The sequence below is a fragment of the Pseudomonas cerasi genome (assembly GCF_027983475.1).
In the GTDB taxonomy this organism is placed as follows: domain Bacteria; phylum Pseudomonadota; class Gammaproteobacteria; order Pseudomonadales; family Pseudomonadaceae; genus Aquipseudomonas; species Aquipseudomonas cerasi.
This window is the reverse complement of record NZ_JAQJVM010000001.1, coordinates 1,617,379-1,635,898: the sequence shown is the minus strand read 5'-3', so window position 1 is coordinate 1,635,898 and position 18,520 is coordinate 1,617,379. Positions and strand designations below refer to the sequence as shown.

The following is an 18,520-nucleotide window of genomic DNA, read 5'->3' as shown; positions in this document are numbered from 1 at the left end:
TCATAGGTTGTACTGTTTTCGTTTGCGGTAAAGCGTCGAAGCATCGATACCCAGCGTCTTGGCGGCCTGATCAAGGGTTTCACTGGTTGCCAGTACGGCCCCGATGTGTGCCTTTTCAAGCTCGTCCAGACTCAAGGCCGCGCCCACACGTGGTGCATTGTTGGTCGGTTGCTCAGCCATGCCTAGATGACTGACCTCTACGCGATCCTGTGGACAGATGATGCTGGCACGCTCAATCACGTTGCGCAGCTCACGAATGTTGCCTGGCCATCGGTAATTGAGCAGCGCGGCACGGGCCTCTTCGCTGAAGCCTCGGGCCGGACGCGCGTATTCCTTGACGAAACGCGCCAGAAAGCGGTCCGCGAGGGTCAGAATGTCTTCGCTGCGCTCACGCAGGGCCGGCAGATTCAGGGTGATCACGTTCAGGCGGTACAGCAGATCCTCACGGAAACGCCCGCTGCGCACCATGTCTTCAAGGTTGAGGTTGGTGGCCGCCAGGATGCGCACGTCGGCACGGCGGGTCACCGGGTCACCGACGCGCTCGTATTCCTTGTCCTGAATGAAGCGCAGCAATTTGGGCTGCAGCGTCAGCGGGAAGTCACCGATTTCGTCGAGGAACAGGGTGCCGCCATCGGCCTGATTGACGCGGCCCAGCGTGCTTTCGCTGGCACCGGTAAAGGCGCCACGACTGTGGCCGAACAGTTCGCTTTCCATCAGTTCTGCGGTCAGCGACGGGCAGTTGATGGTGACGCAGGACTTCTTGGCCCGTTTGCTCCAGCCATGAATCGCCCTGGCCAGCTCGCCCTTACCGGTACCCGATTCGCCCAGAATCAGGATGTTGGCATCGGTCACGGCAACCTGGCGGGCCGTTTCCAGTATCGCCATCATCGAAGGGCTGTGGGAATCCAGACCATCCTTGGGCTTGCGAACCTCGCCTTCCAGTGCTTCGAGACGGGCAGACAGTTGCCTGACTTCAAGCTGCTTGGCCGTTGCAAGACGCAACTGGTCAGGACTGCACGGCTTGACCAGGTAGTCGGCTGCGCCCGCCTGAATGGCATCGACAGCGGTATCCACCGCCGAATGGGCAGTCACGATCACCACACGCATCCACGGCGCCTGAATCCGCATCTGCGCCAGCACGTCCAGGCCGTTGTCTTCGCCCAGACGCAAATCGAGAAAGCACAGATCGAATACTTGACGCTGCATGAGCGTGTCGGCCTGGGCAGCGCTGTTGGCAGTGGCGACACTGTAGCCTTCGTCTTCCAGACAGTACCGGAAAGTGCGGAGGATGGCGGACTCATCGTCCACAAGCAGAATACGGCCCTGATTCTCAGTGGCTGCTTCCATTTTTCCTACGCTCCTTAATGAATTGTCTCAGTTAGTCTCGGAATCATCGGGCAAGTTGCATGGTCAATTCTGATTGATTCTTCGGCATGCATGGTAGCTTTCTGATCAGCTAATGGCGAACAGCCTGATTAATCCGCGTTTATGCCGTTAAAACCGTCCATTCGGAGACGAGATCTCACCGCAAAAGGAACGCTCCTATGTTTTCACTGAAAAAGATTGCTCTGATCACGGCCGCCGCTGCGCTGCTGGGCAGCGGCCCGGTGCTCGCCCAGCCAGACCTGCCCACTCAACTCGCCGAGGCGCGTCAGGAAGGTTCGATCTGGACAGCTTTCGCGCTGAACAAGCATCTGAGCCCGTTCAAGATCGATGTGGGTGTCGAACAAGGCACCGCGACGCTCAAGGGCAAGGTTGAAAACGAAGTGGACCGCGAGTTGGCCGAACGCATCGCGCTGGATACCAAAGGCATTGAAAAGGTCGACAACCAGCTGGAGGTAGATCCTTCTGTTGCCAGCGAGCCCGGCACACGGACCAACATGGCTCAGCGCTTCGAGGATGCGACGCTGGTCGCGACGGTGAAATCCAAACTGCTGTGGAGCAGCGTGACCGAAGCGCTGACCATCGATGTTGACAGCAAGGACGGCGTGATCACCCTCAAGGGCCGCGCGCAAAGCCCTGAAGCGAAGGAACTGGCGGGCAGCCTGGCGAGTAACACCGATGGCGTGGTCAGCGTCAACAACCTGATCAGCCTCAGCGCGGCCGACTCGATTGCGGCCAAGACCCAGCCACAGTCGCTGACCCCGACCGAGGAAATGAGTGACGCCTGGATCACCAGCAAGGTCAAGGCGAGCCTGATCTACAGCCGGACGCTGGATGGGCTGAATATCAAAGTAGACACCAAGGCAGGTGTGGTCAGCCTGAATGGCGTGGTTGCCAACTTCGCCGAGAAGGAACTGGCCGTGGAAATCGCGCGAAATATTCGTGGCGTAAAAGGCGTCAACGGCGACGCACTGAAGGTCATGGCGCGCAGCGCAGGCTGACAGTTCAGGGCCGGCGTGTCGAACGCTTCGTGCAGAACGCACGATTACAAAGGGGTAATCGTGCAGCTTGCTGGTAGGACGCTCTCGGCAAACTTAATAAGCTGTTGATTTTAAAGGATTTTAATCCACTCAAAAAACTGGCATGCAGTCTGCAATAACCTATTCAACAAAGGTCGATACACAACGACCCATCAGATTGAATGCCCACTCAGGCCAGGGGAGTTTGCAGATGAACAGCCAGCGTATTTCACAATTGCGTATCTCTCCCCTGCACATCCAGCAAGGTCTTTTTCTGCTCCTTGCCCTGCTCGTCACTCTGATCGCCATTCAGCAGTTCCAGCGTTGGAATCAAGCCAACGAGGCAACTCAACCAAAACAGCAATTCATCCAGACCAGCAGCATCTCCTATCGCGGCGTCAGCGCTCCAGCGGTCAAGGACATGTCCTCAAGCCTGCGCAACGTTGACGGCCTGGTTTCTGTAGATGAAGTCGCTCCACAGCAAAAATGGGTTTTCTGACCCGACCTTAAAAGCTGCACCCCTTATTAAAACGGCATCAAAAAGGAGTATCACCATGTTGAGTTGGGCAATCACGTTTCTGATCATCGCTATCGTCGCTGCAGTACTGGGCTTCGGTGGTATCGCGGGCACGGCTACTGGTATCGCCAAGATCCTGTTCGTCGTCTTCCTGGTGATGTTCGTTGTGTCGTTCTTCTTCGGTCGTCGCGGTCGAGGCTGATAATGCACACGTCATTTCGCACACTGGCCGCCGCCCTGTTGATGGGTGGCAGTGTCATGGCCATGGCAGCCAATGATGGACAGTCTCGGGTCAATGAGCTTCTGAGCTCCGCCCCCGAGTACCGCACCACCTGGGCGAAAGTCGTCAAGAAGGAAGAGCGTTTGCCGGATTGGGTGATCAACCTGTCCGGTGCTTCCGAGCAGCAGATGACGGCGGCCACTGAAGATGGCGACAACTATCTGGTTGGGCCGCTTTGCGAAACGGCCGATACGTGCAAAAGCAAGCGCCTGATCGTGGCTTTCAGCCTCGACAAGGAAGATGCTTACGCTATGTTGGTTGAAGTGCCTGCCGGTCTTCCCGCAGACAAATCGCCAACACGTCACGCGACTTACCGTTATCTGGGTAAGCCTGACGAGGGTATGCAAAAGCTCTTGAATGAAGAGCTGCGCAAAGACCCTAACTGGTATTGATTCAGAAGAAAGGTGTCGACTCCAGGAGTCGACACCTTTCGGCTTTGTGCGGCCTGAGGAAGGTACGCGCATGACCAGGGGGCCGGGACGCGTTGATCAAGTGGATCGGCGTGACCTAGGGGTACAGGGAGTACCTCCGCCAAGGGCCGGGTCAGGCAAGCCGCCGTGCAAGTCCACGAGAATGCGTCGACCTTTCGAACGCCTCCAGTGACCTTGCACGGCGCTTTATATTTCCTTCCTGCTTCGATCCTAAATTGCATCCCTCGGCAACATCAGCCCCAGTGGCAACCTGACGCGTGCTTCAAGACCACCTCCCGAACGATTCCTCAACTCGACGTTACCCCCGTGCATGGCAGCAATACGCTTGACGATGGCCAGGCCGAGGCCGGTGCCCTTGCCACTGCGTGCGCGATCACCGCGAATGAACGGGTTGAAAATGGTGTCCAGTTCGGACGGATCGATGCCCGCCCCCCTGTCCAGCACACTCAACACTACGTAGGGCGCGTTTCGGTCACCGGATACATAGGCAGCGACTTCGATACCGTTGCCGGCATGGTGCTTGGCATTGCCAATCAGGTTGGTCAGCAGGCGCTTCATCGACACCCGACGCAGCGGGAAGGGCGGAATAGGCTCCAGACACAGACGGATGCTGTCTTCATCGTCATTGAAGGGTGCAACCACATCGCGCACCAGATGCCCCAGATCGACCTCTTCGATCTCCTCGTCACGGCCATCGCGGATGAACGCCAGGAACTGATCGAGAATGGCGTCCATGTCCTCGATATCGCGCACCATGCCTTCGGAGAACTCATTGTCGTTCATCAGCTCCAGAGACAGGCGCAGGCGCGTCAGCGGTGTGCGCAGGTCGTGGGAAACCCCGGCCAGCATCAGCTCGCGTTCCTGCCCGGCCTGCTCGACGTCTTCGGCCATCTGATTGAAGGCCCGATAGACTTCGGTCATCTCGCTCGGCGTGTCACTCACCGGCAGCCGCACGCTGCGCCCCTGCCCCAACTGGCGCGCCGCAAACACCAGACGCTTGAGCGGCTGACTCAGTTGACGCACGAAAATCCAGGCTGATGCCGTGGAGAGCAACCCGATGGCCAGGAACCAGCCCAGCACGTTCCAGATTTTCTGACCGCGCAACGGGTGCGGATAAAGCGGCACTTTCAGCCAACCGTCACCCAGGCTCGGCGCTCGCACCCACAGCGCGGGTGGCGCGTGTACCCGCAGACGCACTTCCGTGTCGGCGCCCAGCTCAGCCTGCATCTGCCGCTGATAGATCTCACTGTAAGGCCAGTGCTGCTCACCTTCCGGCACGCCACCGCCCACCACCCGAATCAGACCTGCCGCCTCGGCAATCGCATCGCGGTCGCTTTCACCGGCAGCCCAATAAGCACGCAGTGTCAGAGCAACGCCGTGGCTGTATTGCCTGTCGACCAGCACGTCTTCGTTCATCAGCAGATAAACCAGCGTCAGGGCCTTGGAAAACAGCACGACGATGAGCACCAGCCAGAGCGTGCGGGAGAAAAAGCTTTGCGGGAACCAGAGCGGAGTCTTCATAACTGCAGCCATACACTTTGCAGGGCGAGCGAGGCTCGCAGGTTTGCCGAACGCGGGCCGGACCCGATGGACGAACGCAAAAAACCAGTACGTCGATAAGCTTGTGAAAGATTATCGACGTAACTGGCAGCAATGACGGATGTCTGTGCCGACAACCGGGTTATCAGCGACTTCCGGCACCGTCCGGAACGAATACATAACCTACGCCCCAGACCGTCTGGATATAACGGGGCTTGGACGGGTCAGGCTCGATCAGGCGACGCAGACGGGAAATCTGTACGTCGATGGATCGCTCCAGCGCATCCCACTCCCGGCCACGCGCCAGGTTCATCAGTTTGTCGCGGGTCAGCGGCTCGCGAGCGTGCATGACCAGCGCTTTCAGTACCGCGAATTCACCGGTGGTGAGCATGTGCACTTCTTCACCGCGCTTGAGCTCGCGGGTTGCCAGAGACAGCACGTAGTCACCGAAACTGACCGACTCGTCTTCGCTGCCAGGGGCGCCGGGCACCGGTGCCGCCTGACGACGCAACACCGCCTTGACCCGCGCCATCAGCTCGTCCGGGTTGAACGGCTTGGCCAGATAATCGTCAGCACCCAGTTCGAGCCCCTTGATGCGGCTCAGCTCATCGCCCTTGGCGGTCAGCATGATAATCGGCACCTGATTGTTCGCGGCACGCAGACGACGACAGGCTGAAAGGCCGTCTTCGCCAGGCAGCATCAGGTCCAGCACCACAAGGTTGAAAACCTCACGGGCCAGCAGTCGGTCCATTTGTTCCACATTTGCCACGGCGCGGGCACGGTAGCCCTTGCTGGTGAAAAAACGTTCCAGGAGACTGCTCAGCCCCGGATCGTCATCGACAATAAGGATTTTTTCGCCTTCGGCATTTTGTGCGGTGCTGCTCATCGGATGCTCCTCTGATCTCGGGGCGCATTATGGCGTAGCTGCGGTGATGCGCACCTTGTGCATTGTTAGCAGATTTTACTGGAGGCGACACTTGTGCCTGCGTTTTCGCCGAAAAAACACCCCATTTGTCGGCCGATCCCCTAATCCGGCTTCGCTGGGTATAATGCGCCGCCCTCGAAGTCAGGCAACGCCGGACTCATGGCGGTTCGCCAGCCCTGAAAATAAATGCTGGCGCACGATACCCAGGCAAGGCAATTCGTACATAGCCCAGTTTTTTGCTCACAACTCCAGGTGGTTTTATGGACAGCATCAACAGCCGCATCGCCGAAGAACTCGGCGTACGCCCACAACAGGTCGCAGCGGCCGTAGCACTACTGGATGAAGGCTCGACTGTGCCCTTCATTTCCCGCTACCGCAAGGAAGTGACCGGCAGTCTTGATGACACGCAACTGCGCCATCTGGAAGAGCGCCTGCGTTATCTGCGTGAACTGGACGAACGGCGCGTCAGCATTCTTGCCAGCATCGAAGAGCAAGGCAAGCTGACCCCGGAGCTGGCGCGCGACATCAAGCTGGCCGATACCAAGACCCGCCTCGAAGACTTGTACCTGCCTTATAAGCAGAAACGCCGCACCAAGGGCCAGATCGCCCTTGAAGCCGGGTTGGGCGAACTGGCCGATGGCCTGTTCAACGACCCGAGCCTGGCCCCTGAAGCAGAAGCAGCCCGCTTCGTCGACGCGGAAAAAGGCGTAGCCGATGTAAAGGCCGCGCTGGAAGGCGCCAAGTACATTCTGATGGAGCGCTTTGCCGAGGATGCCTCGCTGCTGGACAAGCTGCGCAGCTTCCTCAAGCAGGAAGCGGTGATCAGCGCACGCGTGGTACCGGGCAAGGAAGAGGAAGGCGCCAAGTTCCGCGACTACTTCGAACACGACGAACCGCTCAAGAGCATGCCGTCGCACCGTGCGCTGGCGATTTTTCGTGGTCGCAACGAAGGCTTTTTGAGCTCCGCACTGAAAGTCGGTGAAGAATTGCCGGGCGCCATGCACCCGTGCGAGCTGATGATCGGTGAGCGCTTCGGCATCCAGAACCAGAACCGCCCGGCAGACAAATGGCTGGTCGAAGTGGTGCGCTGGACCTGGAAGGTCAAGCTGTACAGCCACCTTGAAACCGATCTGCTGGGTGAGCTGCGTGACGGCGCGGAAACCGAAGCGATCAATGTGTTCGCCCACAATCTGCACGACCTGTTGCTGGCCGCGCCGGCCGGTCAGCGTGCCACGCTGGGCCTCGACCCAGGTCTGCGCACCGGCTGCAAGGTCGCCGTGGTCGACGCCACCGGCAAACTGCTCGACTACGCCACCGTCTATCCGCACGTACCGAAAAACCAGTGGGACCAGACCATCGCCGTACTGGCCGCACTGTGCGCCAAGCATTCGGTCGACCTGATCGCCATCGGCAACGGCACCGCCAGCCGCGAAACCGACAAGCTGGCTGCCGACCTGATCAAAAAATACCCGGGTCTGAAGATGACCAAGGTCATGGTCTCCGAAGCAGGCGCTTCGGTGTACTCGGCATCGGAACTGGCCGCCAAGGAGTTCCCGGACCTCGACGTGTCGATCCGTGGCGCGGTATCCATTGCCCGTCGCTTGCAGGACCCGCTCGCCGAACTGGTGAAAATCGACCCGAAATCCATCGGGGTCGGCCAGTACCAGCACGACGTGTCGCAGCTCAAGCTGGCGCGCGGCCTGGATGCGGTGGTGGAAGACTGCGTGAACGCCGTGGGCGTGGACGTGAACACGGCCTCCGTGGCGCTGCTGGCACGCATTTCCGGCCTCAACACCACGCTGGCGCAGAACATCGTTGCGCATCGTGATGAAAACGGCGCGTTCAAGACCCGCGCGGCGCTGAAGAAAGTCAGCCGCCTGGGCGAAAAAACCTTTGAACAGGCCGCCGGTTTCCTGCGCGTCATGACCGGTGACAACCCGCTGGACGCCTCCGCCGTTCACCCGGAAGCCTACCCGCTGGTGCAGCGCATTGCGGCTGAAACCGACCGGGACATTCGCTCGCTGATCGGCGACGCCAGCTTTCTCAAGCGCCTGGACCCGAAGAAATTCACCGACGAGACCTTTGGTCTGCCGACCGTGACCGACATCCTTCAGGAACTCGAAAAACCGGGCCGTGATCCGCGTCCGGAGTTCAAGACTGCCGAGTTCCAGGACGGGGTCGAAGACCTCAAGGACCTGCAACTGGGGATGATCCTCGAAGGCGTGGTCACCAACGTCACCAACTTCGGTGCGTTCGTCGATATCGGCGTGCATCAGGACGGTCTGGTACACATCTCGGCGTTGTCCGAGAAGTTCATCAAGGACCCGCGTGAAGCGGTCAAGGCCGGTGATGTGGTGAAAGTGAAGGTCATGGAAGTCGATATCCCGCGCAAACGCGTCGGCCTGTCGATGCGCATGAGCGACACGCCCGGCGAGAAAATCGATGGCGCACGCGGTGCCCGTCCAGGTTCTTCGCCTCGTCAGAACAACGCTCCGCGTAAGGAAACCACTGCGCCAGCGCCCGCCAACAATGCGATGGCGTCGCTGTTCGCCAATGCCAAGCAACTGAAGAAGCGCTGATGGATATTCCTGAAGATCTGACCCACAGCGCCTATTTCAAGATGCTCGGCTGCGAGCTGCGGCGTCTGGACGAGGGCGTTGCCGAAGTTGCGTTGCCGCTGGAGGCGCACCTGCGCAATCGCGGCAACGTGATGCACGGCGGTGCAATCTTCAGCCTGGTCGATATCGCCATGGGCCTGGCCTGTTCCAGCGCTCACGGTTTCGACCAGCGCAGCGTGACCATCGAGTGCAAGATCAACTACGTGCGTGGCGTCTCCGAGGGCGAAGTCCTGTGCATCGCCAAGGTGCTGCACGCGGGTCGCCGCACGCTGGTGGTCGAGGCTGAAGTCGTTCAGGGCGACAAGCTCGTCGCCAAGGCCCAGGGCACATTTGCGGTGATCTAGACTTGATCAAGGGCTGATGAAAAGCATCCCTGCGAACTGAACCTAGCCGTACCGACATCATTTGGGTTAATTTCGGCACCATTAGCGTGGTGCCGAGTCCATTTGGGTAGTACGACAAAGAGCAGTGATTGTGAACAGGCGCTACCGACCCACCAGGCGACTACGCCAGTTCCTTTCTTCACCCTTGTAGACCGTCAAGTCCACCCCCATATCGGGGCGACCGATGCGTGAAGGATTACACCTTGAGCGAACTTTTAAACCGTCGTCTTGCATTGCTCGGCGAGCGTAACAACCTCTCTCTGCTGGAGCAGTGCCTGCACGGTATCGAGCGTGAGTGCCTGCGCGTTACCGCAACGGCAGAACTGGCCCGGACGCCCCACCCGCAAGCTCTGGGTGCCGCCCTGACCAATGGTCAGGTGACGACCGATTATTCCGAATCGCTGCTGGAGTTCATCACGCCAGCCTTGAAGAACCCGGCCGAGACCATCGACAACCTGGACCGGATCCATCGCTTCGTTTACAGCAAGCTGGACAACGAACTGCTGTGGAGTCCGTCGATGCCTTGCCCGTTGCCGGACGAAGAGCACATACCGATTGCCTATTACGGCACGTCGAACATCGGCAAGCTCAAGTACGTGTACCGCAAGGGCCTGGCGCTGCGTTACGGCAAGACCATGCAGTGCATTGCCGGCATTCACTACAACTTCTCGTTGCCGGAAGACGCGTGGGCGCTGCTCAAGCAGACCGAAGACTTTGCCGGCGATGCCCGCGACTACCAGTCGCATTCCTACATCGCGCTGATTCGTAACTTCCGCCGCTACAGCTGGCTGTTGATGTACCTGTTCGGTGCTTCACCGGCACTCGACGCGGGGTTCCTGCGCGGCCGCAAGCATCAGCTGGAGCAACACTTCGACGCCGACACCCTGTACCTGCCGTACGCCACCAGTCTGCGCATGAGCGACCTGGGTTATCAGAGTGACGCCCAGGCCGACCTGACCCCTTGCTACAACGATCTGGTCAGCTACACCGATAGCCTGCGCAAGGCTGTGGCCACGCCTTACAAGCCTTACGTCGAGGTCGGCACTCATGACCAGAACGGCGAGTGGGTACAGCTCAATACCAATGTGTTGCAGATCGAGAACGAGTACTACTCCAACATTCGTCCCAAGCGTGTGACTTATAGCGGCGAACGCCCTATTCAGGCGCTGGTGGCCCGTGGTGTGCAGTACGTCGAAGTTCGCTGCCTGGACATCAACCCGTTCCTGCCGACCGGCATCAGCCTGGAGCAGTCGCGCTTCATCGATGCCTTCGTGCTGTATTGCGCCCTCGAGGAAAGCCAGCAACTGGCCAGCCACGAATGCTCCAACGCAAGCTCGAACTTCCTGTCAGTGGTCAAGGAAGGGCGTCGCCCGGGCCTGAGCCTGATGCGTGACAACCGCCCTGTCGATCTCAAGACCTGGGCAACCGAGCTGGTGGAGAAGATAACGCCGATTGCCCGCCTGCTCGATCAGGCTCAGGGCACCGATGAGCACCTCAAATCGATTGCCGTGCAACAGGCCAAGATCGACGATACCGCGCTCACACCGTCTGCTCAGGTGCTGGCCAGCATGGAAGCGCATAACGAGGGCTTTACCGCGTTCTCCCTGCGCCAGAGTCAGGTCCATGCCGAATACTTCCGCACTCACCCGCTGAGCGCTCAGGAACAGGCAGACTTCGAAGCCCAGGCCAAAACCTCGATCGAAGAACAGGCCGAACTGGAAGCGACCGAGGAAGTGGTGGATTTCGACACGTTCGTGGGGTCGTATCAGGCGAGCATTCTGTCGATCAGCAACTGATCGTGCAATCACTGTGGGGAGCTTGCTCTCGAAGGTGCCGGTGCAGGCGCGACTATCGTGCGGCGCTCTGCGTCGCATGCCTTTCTGGACGCTCCGCGTCCTCTTGACGACGCAGAGCGTCGAGAACTGCATTCCCACGCTGGAGCGTGAGGAACGATCATCTCAACTATCGTGCCCAAGGCTCTGCGCTTCTGCCCGAAGGGCGTGGGTGAGCTTGCTCACGAAAGGGACGGTTCAAACGTCCCTTTCCGGCGGCTTGTGCCAGCCTCTTCGTGAGCAAGCTCACTCCCACAAAATATAGCCAAGAGTGCTCTGCGTCCGCCCCCAGGCTTATATCGCCTTTTCGAAGATCTTCGAATTACGCTGGTAGTTGTACAGCGAGGCGCGAGCGCTTGGCAGACGGTCGACGCTGCTGGGTTCGAAACCGCGTTCGCGGAACCAGTGTGCGGTGCGGGTGGTGAGGACGAACAGGGTCTTGATACCCAGGGCCCGGGCGCGGTTTTCAATACGCTCCAGAAGCTCGTCACCACGGCCACCGTGCCGGTATTCCGGATTGACCGCCAGACACGCCAGCTCGCCCGACTCCGAATCGGCAATCGGATACAGCGCAGCACAGGCGATGATCAGCCCTTCGCGCTCAACCACGCTGAACTGCGTGATCTCGCGTTCCAGCACTTCGCGGGAGCGACGCACCAGAATGCCCTGCTCTTCCAGCGGCGTGATCAGGTCCATCAGACCGCCGACGTCCTCGATGGCCGCTTCGCGCACCAGTTCGAACTGCTCCTGCGCGACCAGCGTGCCGCCGCCATCGCGGGTAAACAGTTCGGTGAGCAGCGCGCCGTTCTCGGCATAACTGACGATATGGCTGCGCGCGACACCGCCACGGCAGGCCTCGGCCGCGGCGTCCAGCAGTTCCGCCTGATAGTTGGCACCCAGGCGCTGCAGGTGCGCGGGCACCTGTTGCGGACGCAGTTCGCGCACCAACCGGCCCTGCTCGTCCAGCAAGCCGGTTTCGGCGCCGAACAGCAGCAGTTTGTCGGCGGCCAGATCGATGGCCGCGCGGGTGGCGACGTCTTCACAGGCCAGGTTGAAAATCTCGCCGGTCGGTGAATAACCCAATGGCGACAACAGCACGATATGACGCTCGTCCAGCAGGCGATTGATGCCCTTGCGGTCGACCCGGCGCACTTCGCCGGTGTGCTGATAATCGACACCCTCAAGCACACCGATAGGCCGTGCGGTGACGACGTTGCCGCTGGTCACTCGCAACCGCGAGCCCTGCATGGGCGAGGCGGCCATGTCCATCGACAGACGCGCCTCGATCGAAATGCGCAGCTGACCCACGGCATCGATCACGCACTCCAGCGTTTCGGTATCGGTGATACGCATGTCGCGGTGGAAGCGCGGGGTGATACCGCGCTGAGCCAGACGGCTTTCAATCTGCGGGCGGGAACCGTGAACCAGCACCAGGCGCACGCCCAGGCTGTGCAGCAGCACCAGGTCGTGGACGATGTTGCCGAAATTGGGGTGCGCAACGCCGTCGCCGGGCAGCATGACGACGAAGGTGCAATCGCGGTGAGCATTGATGTACGGAGACGCGTGGCGAAGCCAGTTGACGTATTCGGGCATGACAACAAGAGCCTGTAGAAAAAATGGACGAAAAAAAGAAGCACGCACAACGGTGTGGTGGTTATCGTCGGAACAGGCTTGGCAGCACGCGCAGTCTCCTTTTACTCAAGATGCTTTCATTAACACAGGTTATGCCTGACTCACTGGGGCGTCAGGCAGTAATGTTCGATCAATTGACGTAACAGACGCACTGTAGGGTCAAGACGTGACATTTCGAGGTATTCCCCCGGCTGATGCGCACAGGCGATGTCGCCCGGGCCGAGCACCAGTGTCTCGCAGCCAAGGCGCTGAAGATAAGGCGCTTCGGTGCCGAATGCTACTGCTGCGGCCGTATGACCGGTCAGACGTTCAGCGACACGCACGAGTTCAGCGTCAGCGACCTGCTCGAACGGCGCGCATTCGGGGAATAATGGCGCATAGTCGATCTGTACCTGATGCAGCTCGGCCAGCGGCTGCAGCTTCTGCCGAATGGCCGAGCGCAGCACTTCCGGGTCCATGCCCGGCAGCGGACGCAGGTCGAATTCCAGCGAGCACTGGCCACAAATCCGGTTCGGGTTGTCGCCGCCATGAATACAGCCCAGGTTCAGCGTCGGCTGCGGCACCGTGAATTGCGGGTTGCGGTACTTCGCTTGCCACTGCGTGCGCAGGCCCTTGAGTTCGCTGATGGCGTCGTGCATGGCTTCGAGTGCGCTGTGCCCAAGGCTCGGATCGGAGGAATGGCCGCTGCGCCCGAGAATATCGATGCGCTCCATCATCACGCCCTTGTGCAGGCGGATCGGCTTGAGCCCGGTCGGCTCGCCAATCACCGCCGCACGACCCAGCGGGCGGCCGGCCTCGGCCAGCGCACGGGCACCGGCCATCGAGCTTTCCTCGTCGCAAGTGGCGAGGATCAGCAGCGGCTGCTTGAACGGCTGGTCAAGAAGGCCACGCACCGCTTCGATGACCAGCGCAAAAAAGCCCTTCATGTCGCAACTGCCCAGCCCGACCCAGCGGCCATCCACCTCGGTCAGCTTCAAGGGGTCGGTCTTCCACAGCGCCTCGTCGAACGGCACGGTATCGCTGTGCCCCGCCAGTACCAGACCGCCTGGGCCTGTTCCATAGGTCGCCAGCAGATTGAACTTGCCGGGGGACACTTGCTGGATGTCGCAGGCAAACCCCAGATCGCCGAGCCATCCGGCCAGCAGATCGATGACGGGGCGGTTGCTCTGGTCCAGAGAAGGCTGAGTGCAGCTCACCGAGGGTACGGCGATCAGGGCGGCGAACTGGTCTTTCATGGACGGCAACGGCATGGACGCTTCCTGTAATCGGGACGGAACACGGCCCATCATAGGGCCATAGCAACCCAGGAATAAACCGTTTCGGGCCATGTCCTGTACACTGACGGCCTCAGCAGCCGTTCAATCATGGGCTGCGCTCCCGTTTATCCGTATCAGCGTTTGGATTCCCCCGGCCATGCAAAAAGAAACAGAAATCAAACTCCGCGTCAGCCGCGAGACCCTCGCTGCACTGCGTGAACACCCGTTGCTCAAGAAGCGCAACAAGAGTGGCTGGGAGCGCCTTGAACTGTCGAACCAGTATTTCGATACCCCGCAAGGTGAGCTGGCGCAGGCCAAAGTCGCCCTGCGCATCCGCCGCGACGGCGATCAGATCATCCAGACCATGAAGACTCGCGGGCAAAGCGTGGCCGGCCTGTCCGAGCGCAATGAATACAACTGGGACCTGAGCAAGGCCAAGCTGGACCTGAAGAAGCTCGAAGGCGATTGCTGGCCCGAGCAACTGGCCGATCTGGACAAGAAAACCATCAAGCCGCTGTTCACCACCGATTTCGTGCGTGAGAAAGCCGAGATCGCCTGGGGCCGTGGCAAGGCCAAAGTGGTGATCGAAGCCGCACTGGACCTGGGCCAGGTAGTGGCGGGCAAGCAGAAGGAAGAAATCTGCGAGCTGGAACTCGAGCTGCGTGAAGGCGAACCTGCCGCGCTGCTGGAGCTGGCCGCCGAATTGGCTGCAACGCTGCCGCTGATGCCGTGTGATATCAGCAAGGCCGAACGCGGCTATCGTCTGCTCGATGCCAGCAGCTACTCGCTGAGCCTGCACGCTCCCGCTCTGCACGCAGAAACGCCGCTGGACGACGCTTATTCCGCGCTGGCCTGGCATCTGCTGGGCAGCAGCCAGCGTCTGGCCGAGCAATACCGTTTCAACGGCCACTGGCGTCTGCTGCAGGACTGGGTCGAGATGCTCGCCGAACTGCGCGCCCTGACCAGCAGCCTCGGCCAGGCCGCGCCACGCACCTCGACTGCACAACTGCGTACTGCGCTGGACGCCTTGCTGGAAGACTGGCGACCGCTGGTTCAGGCCGGGCAGGACGATGCCGATGTACGCGGTGCCGCCCACGAGCAATTCCTGGAAGAATTGCAGGACACGCGCTGGGGCGAGTTCTCGCTGAATACCTCACGCTGGTTGCTGGCCCGCAGCTGGACCACCGAACGCAACACCCGCGGCAATCGTCAGGGCGCCGCACTGTTGAGCAGTTGGCTGCCACGCCTGCTGGGCGAAGAAGCCACGTCCCTGCAATTAAGTCGTTATCAGCAGCAGCCGGAAGACCTGGCAGAGCAACTGCCCCGCATCGAGCGCATCCAGTCCTGGCTGCACTGGGCACGCGGCGCGCTGGACCTGCCGGAACTGGATCGCTTGTATGGCGAACTGCGCAAGCTGGAAGAACTGGCGCATCTGGACATCAGCGACGAAGTCCTCGATGCCCGCGTGCAACAGGCAATCACCGTATTCCAGAGCCGCGCGTGGAAAACCCTGCTGCGCTTGTAAGGGCTGGATTCGTGGCATTGGTCCCCACGCTCCGCGTCCGATCTTGAACATGTGGTGCGGCGCAAATTTGTGACGCAGAGCGTCACGAACTGCATGCCAACGCGGAGCATTGGCACGATAGTCATCTTGATGCGTAGGTTAACTATCGTCCCCACGCTCCGCGTGGGGACGCCGTTCTGGACGCTCTGCGTCCGATCTTGAGTGTGCGGCGCGGCGCAAACTTGTGACGCAGAGCGTCACGAACTGCATGCCAACGCGGAGCATTGGCACGATAGCCAAAAGCGCACCTCGGCATCCGGTATGAGTTCAGCCTCCCTGGCGCAGCAGCGGCAGGCTGGTGGTGGATTTGATCTCTGACAGCGCTACTGTCGAGTTCACTTCCTGGATGCCGGGCACCAGCGACAGCTTTTCGAAGAAGAACCGCTCGTATGCCTCAATGTCCGGCGTCACGATGCGCAGCAGAAAATCCACCGACCCCATCAGCACATAGCACTCCAGCACCTCCGGAAAACCACGAATCGCGTCGGTGAACTCGGTGAAGTTGGAGCGTCCGTGGGCATTGAGTTTTACCTCGGCGAATATCTGTGTGTTCAGACCGATTTTCTTGCGGTCCAGCAACGCCACCTGACGGCGAATCACGCCTTCATCCTTGAGCCGTTGGATGCGGCGCCAGCAGGGTGATTGCGACAGACCGACCTGCTCGGCGATCTGCGCACTGGAAAGCGAAGCGTCTTCCTGCAGCAGCGCCAGAATCCTGCGATCGTAACTGTCCAGCTCGATTTGCATAATTAATTTTCTCAAACAGTCTGTGGCGCATTAACAAGTCTTATAAAGACTAATCCACCCAATGATGGACCAGAAATTTCTTTTCACGCATGCAAAGATTTCCAGCATCCTTCTGGAGTACCAGCATGCCCAATCTCGAAGCCGTCACCCCCCCTTCGCAGCGTCCAGATAGCTGGTCGTCGAGCAATGCGCAGTGCTGCGCACGCTACCGTGTCTGCGCCGAAGCCGAGCCTGCCTTGCTCTGTCAGGTGTTGAACCTGTTTGCCATGCAGTACCTGATTCCCGACCAATTGAGTGCCGTGCAGCAAGAGAACCTGCTGCTCATCGATCTTCAGGTCTCCAGATTGAGCTGGCATCGGGCACAAGTGATTGGTGAAAAAATGCGCAACCTGATCGACGTCTGCTCAGTGGAGGTCGAGCAAGTCGACGCCCGCAATACCGCGCAATCCCGTGTCGCCCTGGCGACGGCCTGAATCAATTCGCCTGCTCCGGCAATTCCCGGTCGCATAGAACGAACAACGCTGTCACGCTTGGCGTCTACTCTTGTTCATCGTCCAATGACGAATTGCCTCAAGGAGCGCACATGGCAGCCCTGGCCCCCTCTTCACAGGATCGCTGGCTCGATCTGAATGATGTGTTGCGTGATCTGGTTGCCGAAGGCTATCTCGGCCAGGACGACGCGGAAACGGCACTCACCCAACGTCGCAGCGCGGTGAACATCCAGTTGCATCCCCTCGAGTTTCTCGCTTCGCTGCAGTTTGACGACCTCAAGCGGCCGGGCAAGAAGCTGGACGTGGAAACCCTGACCGCCTGGCTGGCCAAAACCTGTGGCCAGCCTTACATGCGTATCGATCCGCTGAAGATCAACGTCGCGGCGGTCACGCCACTGATGTCCTACGCCTTTGCCCAGCGCCACAAGATTCTGGCCGTGGCGGTCGATCGCGAATCGGTGACCATCGCCAGCGCGCAGCCTTATGTGCGCTCATGGGAAGCCGACCTGGCGCATGTGCTCAAGCTGCAGATCAAACGTGTGGTCGCCAACCCGTCAGACATCCAGCGCATGGCGATGGAGTTTTTCAGGCTGGCCAAGTCGGTCAGCGGTGCCAGCGCCTCTGAGCAAAAAATGAGCAACATGGGTAACTTCGAACAGTTGCTCAAGCTCGGCGCCAGCGATCAGGAGCCTGACGCCAACGACGCGCACATCGTCAATATCGTCGACTGGCTGTTTCAGTACGCCTTCCAGCAACGCGCCAGCGATATTCACATCGAGCCGCGCCGCGAACAGGGCACCGTACGCTTTCGAATCGACGGGGTGCTGCATAACGTTTACCAGTTTCCGGCGCAGGTGATCATGGCGATTGTCAGCCGCCTGAAAAGCCTGGGGCGGATGAACGTCGCCGAAAAACGCAAACCACAGGACGGGCGGGTCAAGACCACCACGCCTGAAAATCGTGAAGTGGAGTTGCGCCTGTCGACCCTGCCGACCGCGTTCGGCGAAAAAATGGTCATGCGGATCTTCGACCCCGAGGTGTTGCTCAAGGACTTCGACCAACTGGGCTTCTCCAGTGACGACCTGCGGCGCTGGCAGGAAATGACCCGCCAGCCCAACGGCATCATTCTGGTCACCGGCCCGACCGGTTCGGGCAAGACCACCACGCTGTACACCACCCTCAAGAAACTGGCGACCTCCGAGGTCAACCTGTGCACCATCGAAGACCCCATCGAGATGGTCGAGCCGGCCTTCAACCAGATGCAGGTGCAGCACAACATCGAACTGAGCTTTGCCGCCGGCGTGCGCGCGCTGATGCGACAGGACCCGGATATCATCATGATCGGCGAGATTCGCGACCTGGAGACCGCTGAAATGGCAATTCAGGCGGCGCTTACCGGTCACCTGGTGCTGTCGACGCTGCACACCAACGACGCACCCAGCGCCATCAGCCGGATGCTCGAACTGGGTGTGCCGCACTACCTGCTCAAGGCGACCATCCTCGGCGTCATGGCCCAGCGTCTGGTGCGTACCCTTTGCCCGCACTGCAAGGCCCCGATCAACCTGAACGAAACCGACTGGCAAACCCTGACGCGCCCCTGGCAGGCACCGGTGCCACCCGGCGCGCATCAGGCAGTCGGTTGTGTGGAATGCCGAGATACCGGCTATCGGGGCCGGGCGGGTGTCTACGAGATCATGGTCATGTCCGACAACATCAAGGCATTGATCTCGGCGGACCTCGACCTGACCGCCATGCGTCGTCAGGCCTTCAAGGAAGGTACGCGCAGCCTGCGTCTGTCCGGCGCGCAGAAAGTCTCGGCAGGCCTGACTACACTCGAGGAAGTGTTGAGGGTGACACCGCAGAGCGAACAACGTTGATCAGGGTGAAAGCGTTGTTCCAGAAG

16 protein-coding genes are annotated in these 18,520 nt (G+C 60.0%); 10 read left to right on the top strand and 6 right to left on the bottom strand.

The features are described 5' to 3' along the window. A complete protein-coding gene (gene algB, locus PI739_RS07095) occupies positions 1-1,347 on the bottom strand; it encodes a sigma-54-dependent response regulator transcription factor AlgB (protein ID WP_003367401.1) in 1,347 nt (448 codons plus the stop codon). Between the two features lie 197 nt (positions 1,348-1,544). Between algB and PI739_RS07090 the strand changes: the two genes are divergently transcribed. The 4 genes from PI739_RS07090 to PI739_RS07075 all read left to right on the top strand — a co-directional run bounded on the left by PI739_RS07090 (position 1,545) and on the right by PI739_RS07075 (position 3,591). Beyond that, positions 1,545-2,384 carry a BON domain-containing protein gene (locus PI739_RS07090; RefSeq protein WP_003367404.1) on the top strand — a complete coding sequence of 280 codons (840 nt, stop codon included), beginning with the start codon at positions 1,545-1,547 and terminating at the stop codon, positions 2,382-2,384. 229 nt (positions 2,385-2,613) lie between these two features. Then, positions 2,614-2,901 carry a hypothetical protein gene (locus PI739_RS07085; RefSeq protein ID WP_003432215.1) on the top strand — a complete coding sequence of 96 codons (288 nt, stop codon included), beginning with the start codon at positions 2,614-2,616 and terminating at the stop codon, positions 2,899-2,901. A gap of 55 nt (positions 2,902-2,956) precedes the next feature. Continuing rightward, the gene (locus PI739_RS07080; RefSeq protein ID WP_002555679.1) at positions 2,957-3,121 is read left to right on the top strand and encodes a DUF1328 domain-containing protein; all 165 of its coding nucleotides are present in this window, start codon (positions 2,957-2,959) and stop codon (positions 3,119-3,121) included. 2 nt (positions 3,122-3,123) lie between these two features. Continuing rightward, entirely contained in the window at positions 3,124-3,591 is a 468-nt protein-coding gene (locus PI739_RS07075; RefSeq protein ID WP_003367410.1) for an inhibitor of vertebrate lysozyme family protein, read from the top strand. A 249-nt stretch (positions 3,592-3,840) separates the two neighbouring features. Here the strand turns inward: PI739_RS07075 and PI739_RS07070 are convergent, their stop codons facing one another. Next, positions 3,841-5,151, bottom strand: a complete 1,311-nt coding sequence (locus PI739_RS07070; RefSeq protein ID WP_003432212.1) for an ATP-binding protein — start codon at positions 5,149-5,151, stop codon at positions 3,841-3,843. 163 nt (positions 5,152-5,314) lie between these two features. After that, positions 5,315-6,055: an osmolarity response regulator transcription factor OmpR gene (gene ompR / locus PI739_RS07065; protein ID WP_003318889.1), complete on the bottom strand. Its 741-nt coding sequence runs from the start codon at positions 6,053-6,055 to the stop codon at positions 5,315-5,317. A gap of 299 nt (positions 6,056-6,354) precedes the next feature. Here ompR and PI739_RS07060 point away from each other — a divergent pair, with 299 nt between their 5' ends. The 3 genes from PI739_RS07060 to gshA all read left to right on the top strand — a co-directional run bounded on the left by PI739_RS07060 (position 6,355) and on the right by gshA (position 10,891). Further along, the gene (locus PI739_RS07060; RefSeq protein ID WP_054081223.1) at positions 6,355-8,673 is read left to right on the top strand and encodes a Tex family protein; all 2,319 of its coding nucleotides are present in this window, start codon (positions 6,355-6,357) and stop codon (positions 8,671-8,673) included. Then, positions 8,673-9,056 carry a PaaI family thioesterase gene (locus PI739_RS07055; RefSeq protein ID WP_003367417.1) on the top strand — a complete coding sequence of 128 codons (384 nt, stop codon included), beginning with the start codon at positions 8,673-8,675 and terminating at the stop codon, positions 9,054-9,056. Before PI739_RS07060 ends, PI739_RS07055 begins: the two co-directional genes overlap by 1 nt. A gap of 242 nt (positions 9,057-9,298) precedes the next feature. After that, positions 9,299-10,891, top strand: a complete 1,593-nt coding sequence (gene gshA / locus PI739_RS07050; RefSeq protein ID WP_003432210.1) for a glutamate--cysteine ligase — start codon at positions 9,299-9,301, stop codon at positions 10,889-10,891. A 330-nt stretch (positions 10,892-11,221) separates the two neighbouring features. On the opposite strand, the gene argA is transcribed toward gshA, so the two are convergent. Both argA and argE read right to left on the bottom strand, forming a co-directional pair. Then, positions 11,222-12,520: an amino-acid N-acetyltransferase gene (argA, locus tag PI739_RS07045; protein WP_003367421.1), complete on the bottom strand. Its 1,299-nt coding sequence runs from the start codon at positions 12,518-12,520 to the stop codon at positions 11,222-11,224. Between the two features lie 140 nt (positions 12,521-12,660). After that, positions 12,661-13,809, bottom strand: a complete 1,149-nt coding sequence (argE, locus tag PI739_RS07040; RefSeq protein WP_003367423.1) for an acetylornithine deacetylase — start codon at positions 13,807-13,809, stop codon at positions 12,661-12,663. A 163-nt stretch (positions 13,810-13,972) separates the two neighbouring features. Here argE and PI739_RS07035 point away from each other — a divergent pair, with 163 nt between their 5' ends. Continuing rightward, positions 13,973-15,340 (top strand): CYTH domain-containing protein, encoded by a 1,368-nt coding sequence (locus PI739_RS07035; RefSeq protein WP_003367425.1) that lies wholly within the window; start codon positions 13,973-13,975, stop codon positions 15,338-15,340. Between the two features lie 306 nt (positions 15,341-15,646). Here PI739_RS07035 and PI739_RS07030 read toward each other — a convergent pair whose 3' ends face one another. Then, positions 15,647-16,126 (bottom strand): Lrp/AsnC family transcriptional regulator, encoded by a 480-nt coding sequence (locus PI739_RS07030; RefSeq protein ID WP_003432206.1) that lies wholly within the window; start codon positions 16,124-16,126, stop codon positions 15,647-15,649. Between the two features lie 125 nt (positions 16,127-16,251). Between PI739_RS07030 and PI739_RS07025 the strand changes: the two genes are divergently transcribed. Then, entirely contained in the window at positions 16,252-16,599 is a 348-nt protein-coding gene (locus tag PI739_RS07025; protein ID WP_054081222.1) for an ACT-like domain-containing protein, read from the top strand. 110 nt (positions 16,600-16,709) lie between these two features. Next, positions 16,710-18,494, top strand: coding sequence for a type IV pilus assembly ATPase TfpB (locus tag PI739_RS07020; protein WP_003432204.1), 1,785 nt, complete (start codon positions 16,710-16,712; stop codon positions 18,492-18,494). Positions 18,495-18,520: the final 26 nt, after the last annotated feature.

Bases quoted from the DNA above. Each gene is read 5' to 3' on its own strand.
- PI739_RS07085 (WP_003432215.1), top strand. From the start codon at position 2,614: ATGAACAGCCAGCGTATTTCACAATTGCGTATCTCTCCCCTGCACATC.
- argA (WP_003367421.1), bottom strand. From the start codon at position 12,520: ATGCCCGAATACGTCAACTGGCTTCGCCACGCGTCTCCGTACATCAAT.
- PI739_RS07090 (WP_003367404.1), top strand. From the start codon at position 1,545: ATGTTTTCACTGAAAAAGATTGCTCTGATCACGGCCGCCGCTGCGCTG.
- PI739_RS07080 (WP_002555679.1), top strand. From the start codon at position 2,957: ATGTTGAGTTGGGCAATCACGTTTCTGATCATCGCTATCGTCGCTGCA.
- PI739_RS07070 (WP_003432212.1), bottom strand. From the start codon at position 5,151: ATGAAGACTCCGCTCTGGTTCCCGCAAAGCTTTTTCTCCCGCACGCTC.
- PI739_RS07020 (WP_003432204.1), top strand. From the start codon at position 16,710: ATGGCAGCCCTGGCCCCCTCTTCACAGGATCGCTGGCTCGATCTGAAT.
- algB (WP_003367401.1), bottom strand. From the start codon at position 1,347: ATGGAAGCAGCCACTGAGAATCAGGGCCGTATTCTGCTTGTGGACGAT.
- ompR (WP_003318889.1), bottom strand. From the start codon at position 6,055: ATGAGCAGCACCGCACAAAATGCCGAAGGCGAAAAAATCCTTATTGTC.
- PI739_RS07035 (WP_003367425.1), top strand. From the start codon at position 13,973: ATGCAAAAAGAAACAGAAATCAAACTCCGCGTCAGCCGCGAGACCCTC.
- PI739_RS07060 (WP_054081223.1), top strand. From the start codon at position 6,355: ATGGACAGCATCAACAGCCGCATCGCCGAAGAACTCGGCGTACGCCCA.
- PI739_RS07030 (WP_003432206.1), bottom strand. From the start codon at position 16,126: ATGCAAATCGAGCTGGACAGTTACGATCGCAGGATTCTGGCGCTGCTG.
- PI739_RS07075 (WP_003367410.1), top strand. From the start codon at position 3,124: ATGCACACGTCATTTCGCACACTGGCCGCCGCCCTGTTGATGGGTGGC.
- PI739_RS07055 (WP_003367417.1), top strand. From the start codon at position 8,673: ATGGATATTCCTGAAGATCTGACCCACAGCGCCTATTTCAAGATGCTC.
- argE (WP_003367423.1), bottom strand. From the start codon at position 13,809: ATGCCGTTGCCGTCCATGAAAGACCAGTTCGCCGCCCTGATCGCCGTA.
- PI739_RS07025 (WP_054081222.1), top strand. From the start codon at position 16,252: ATGCCCAATCTCGAAGCCGTCACCCCCCCTTCGCAGCGTCCAGATAGC.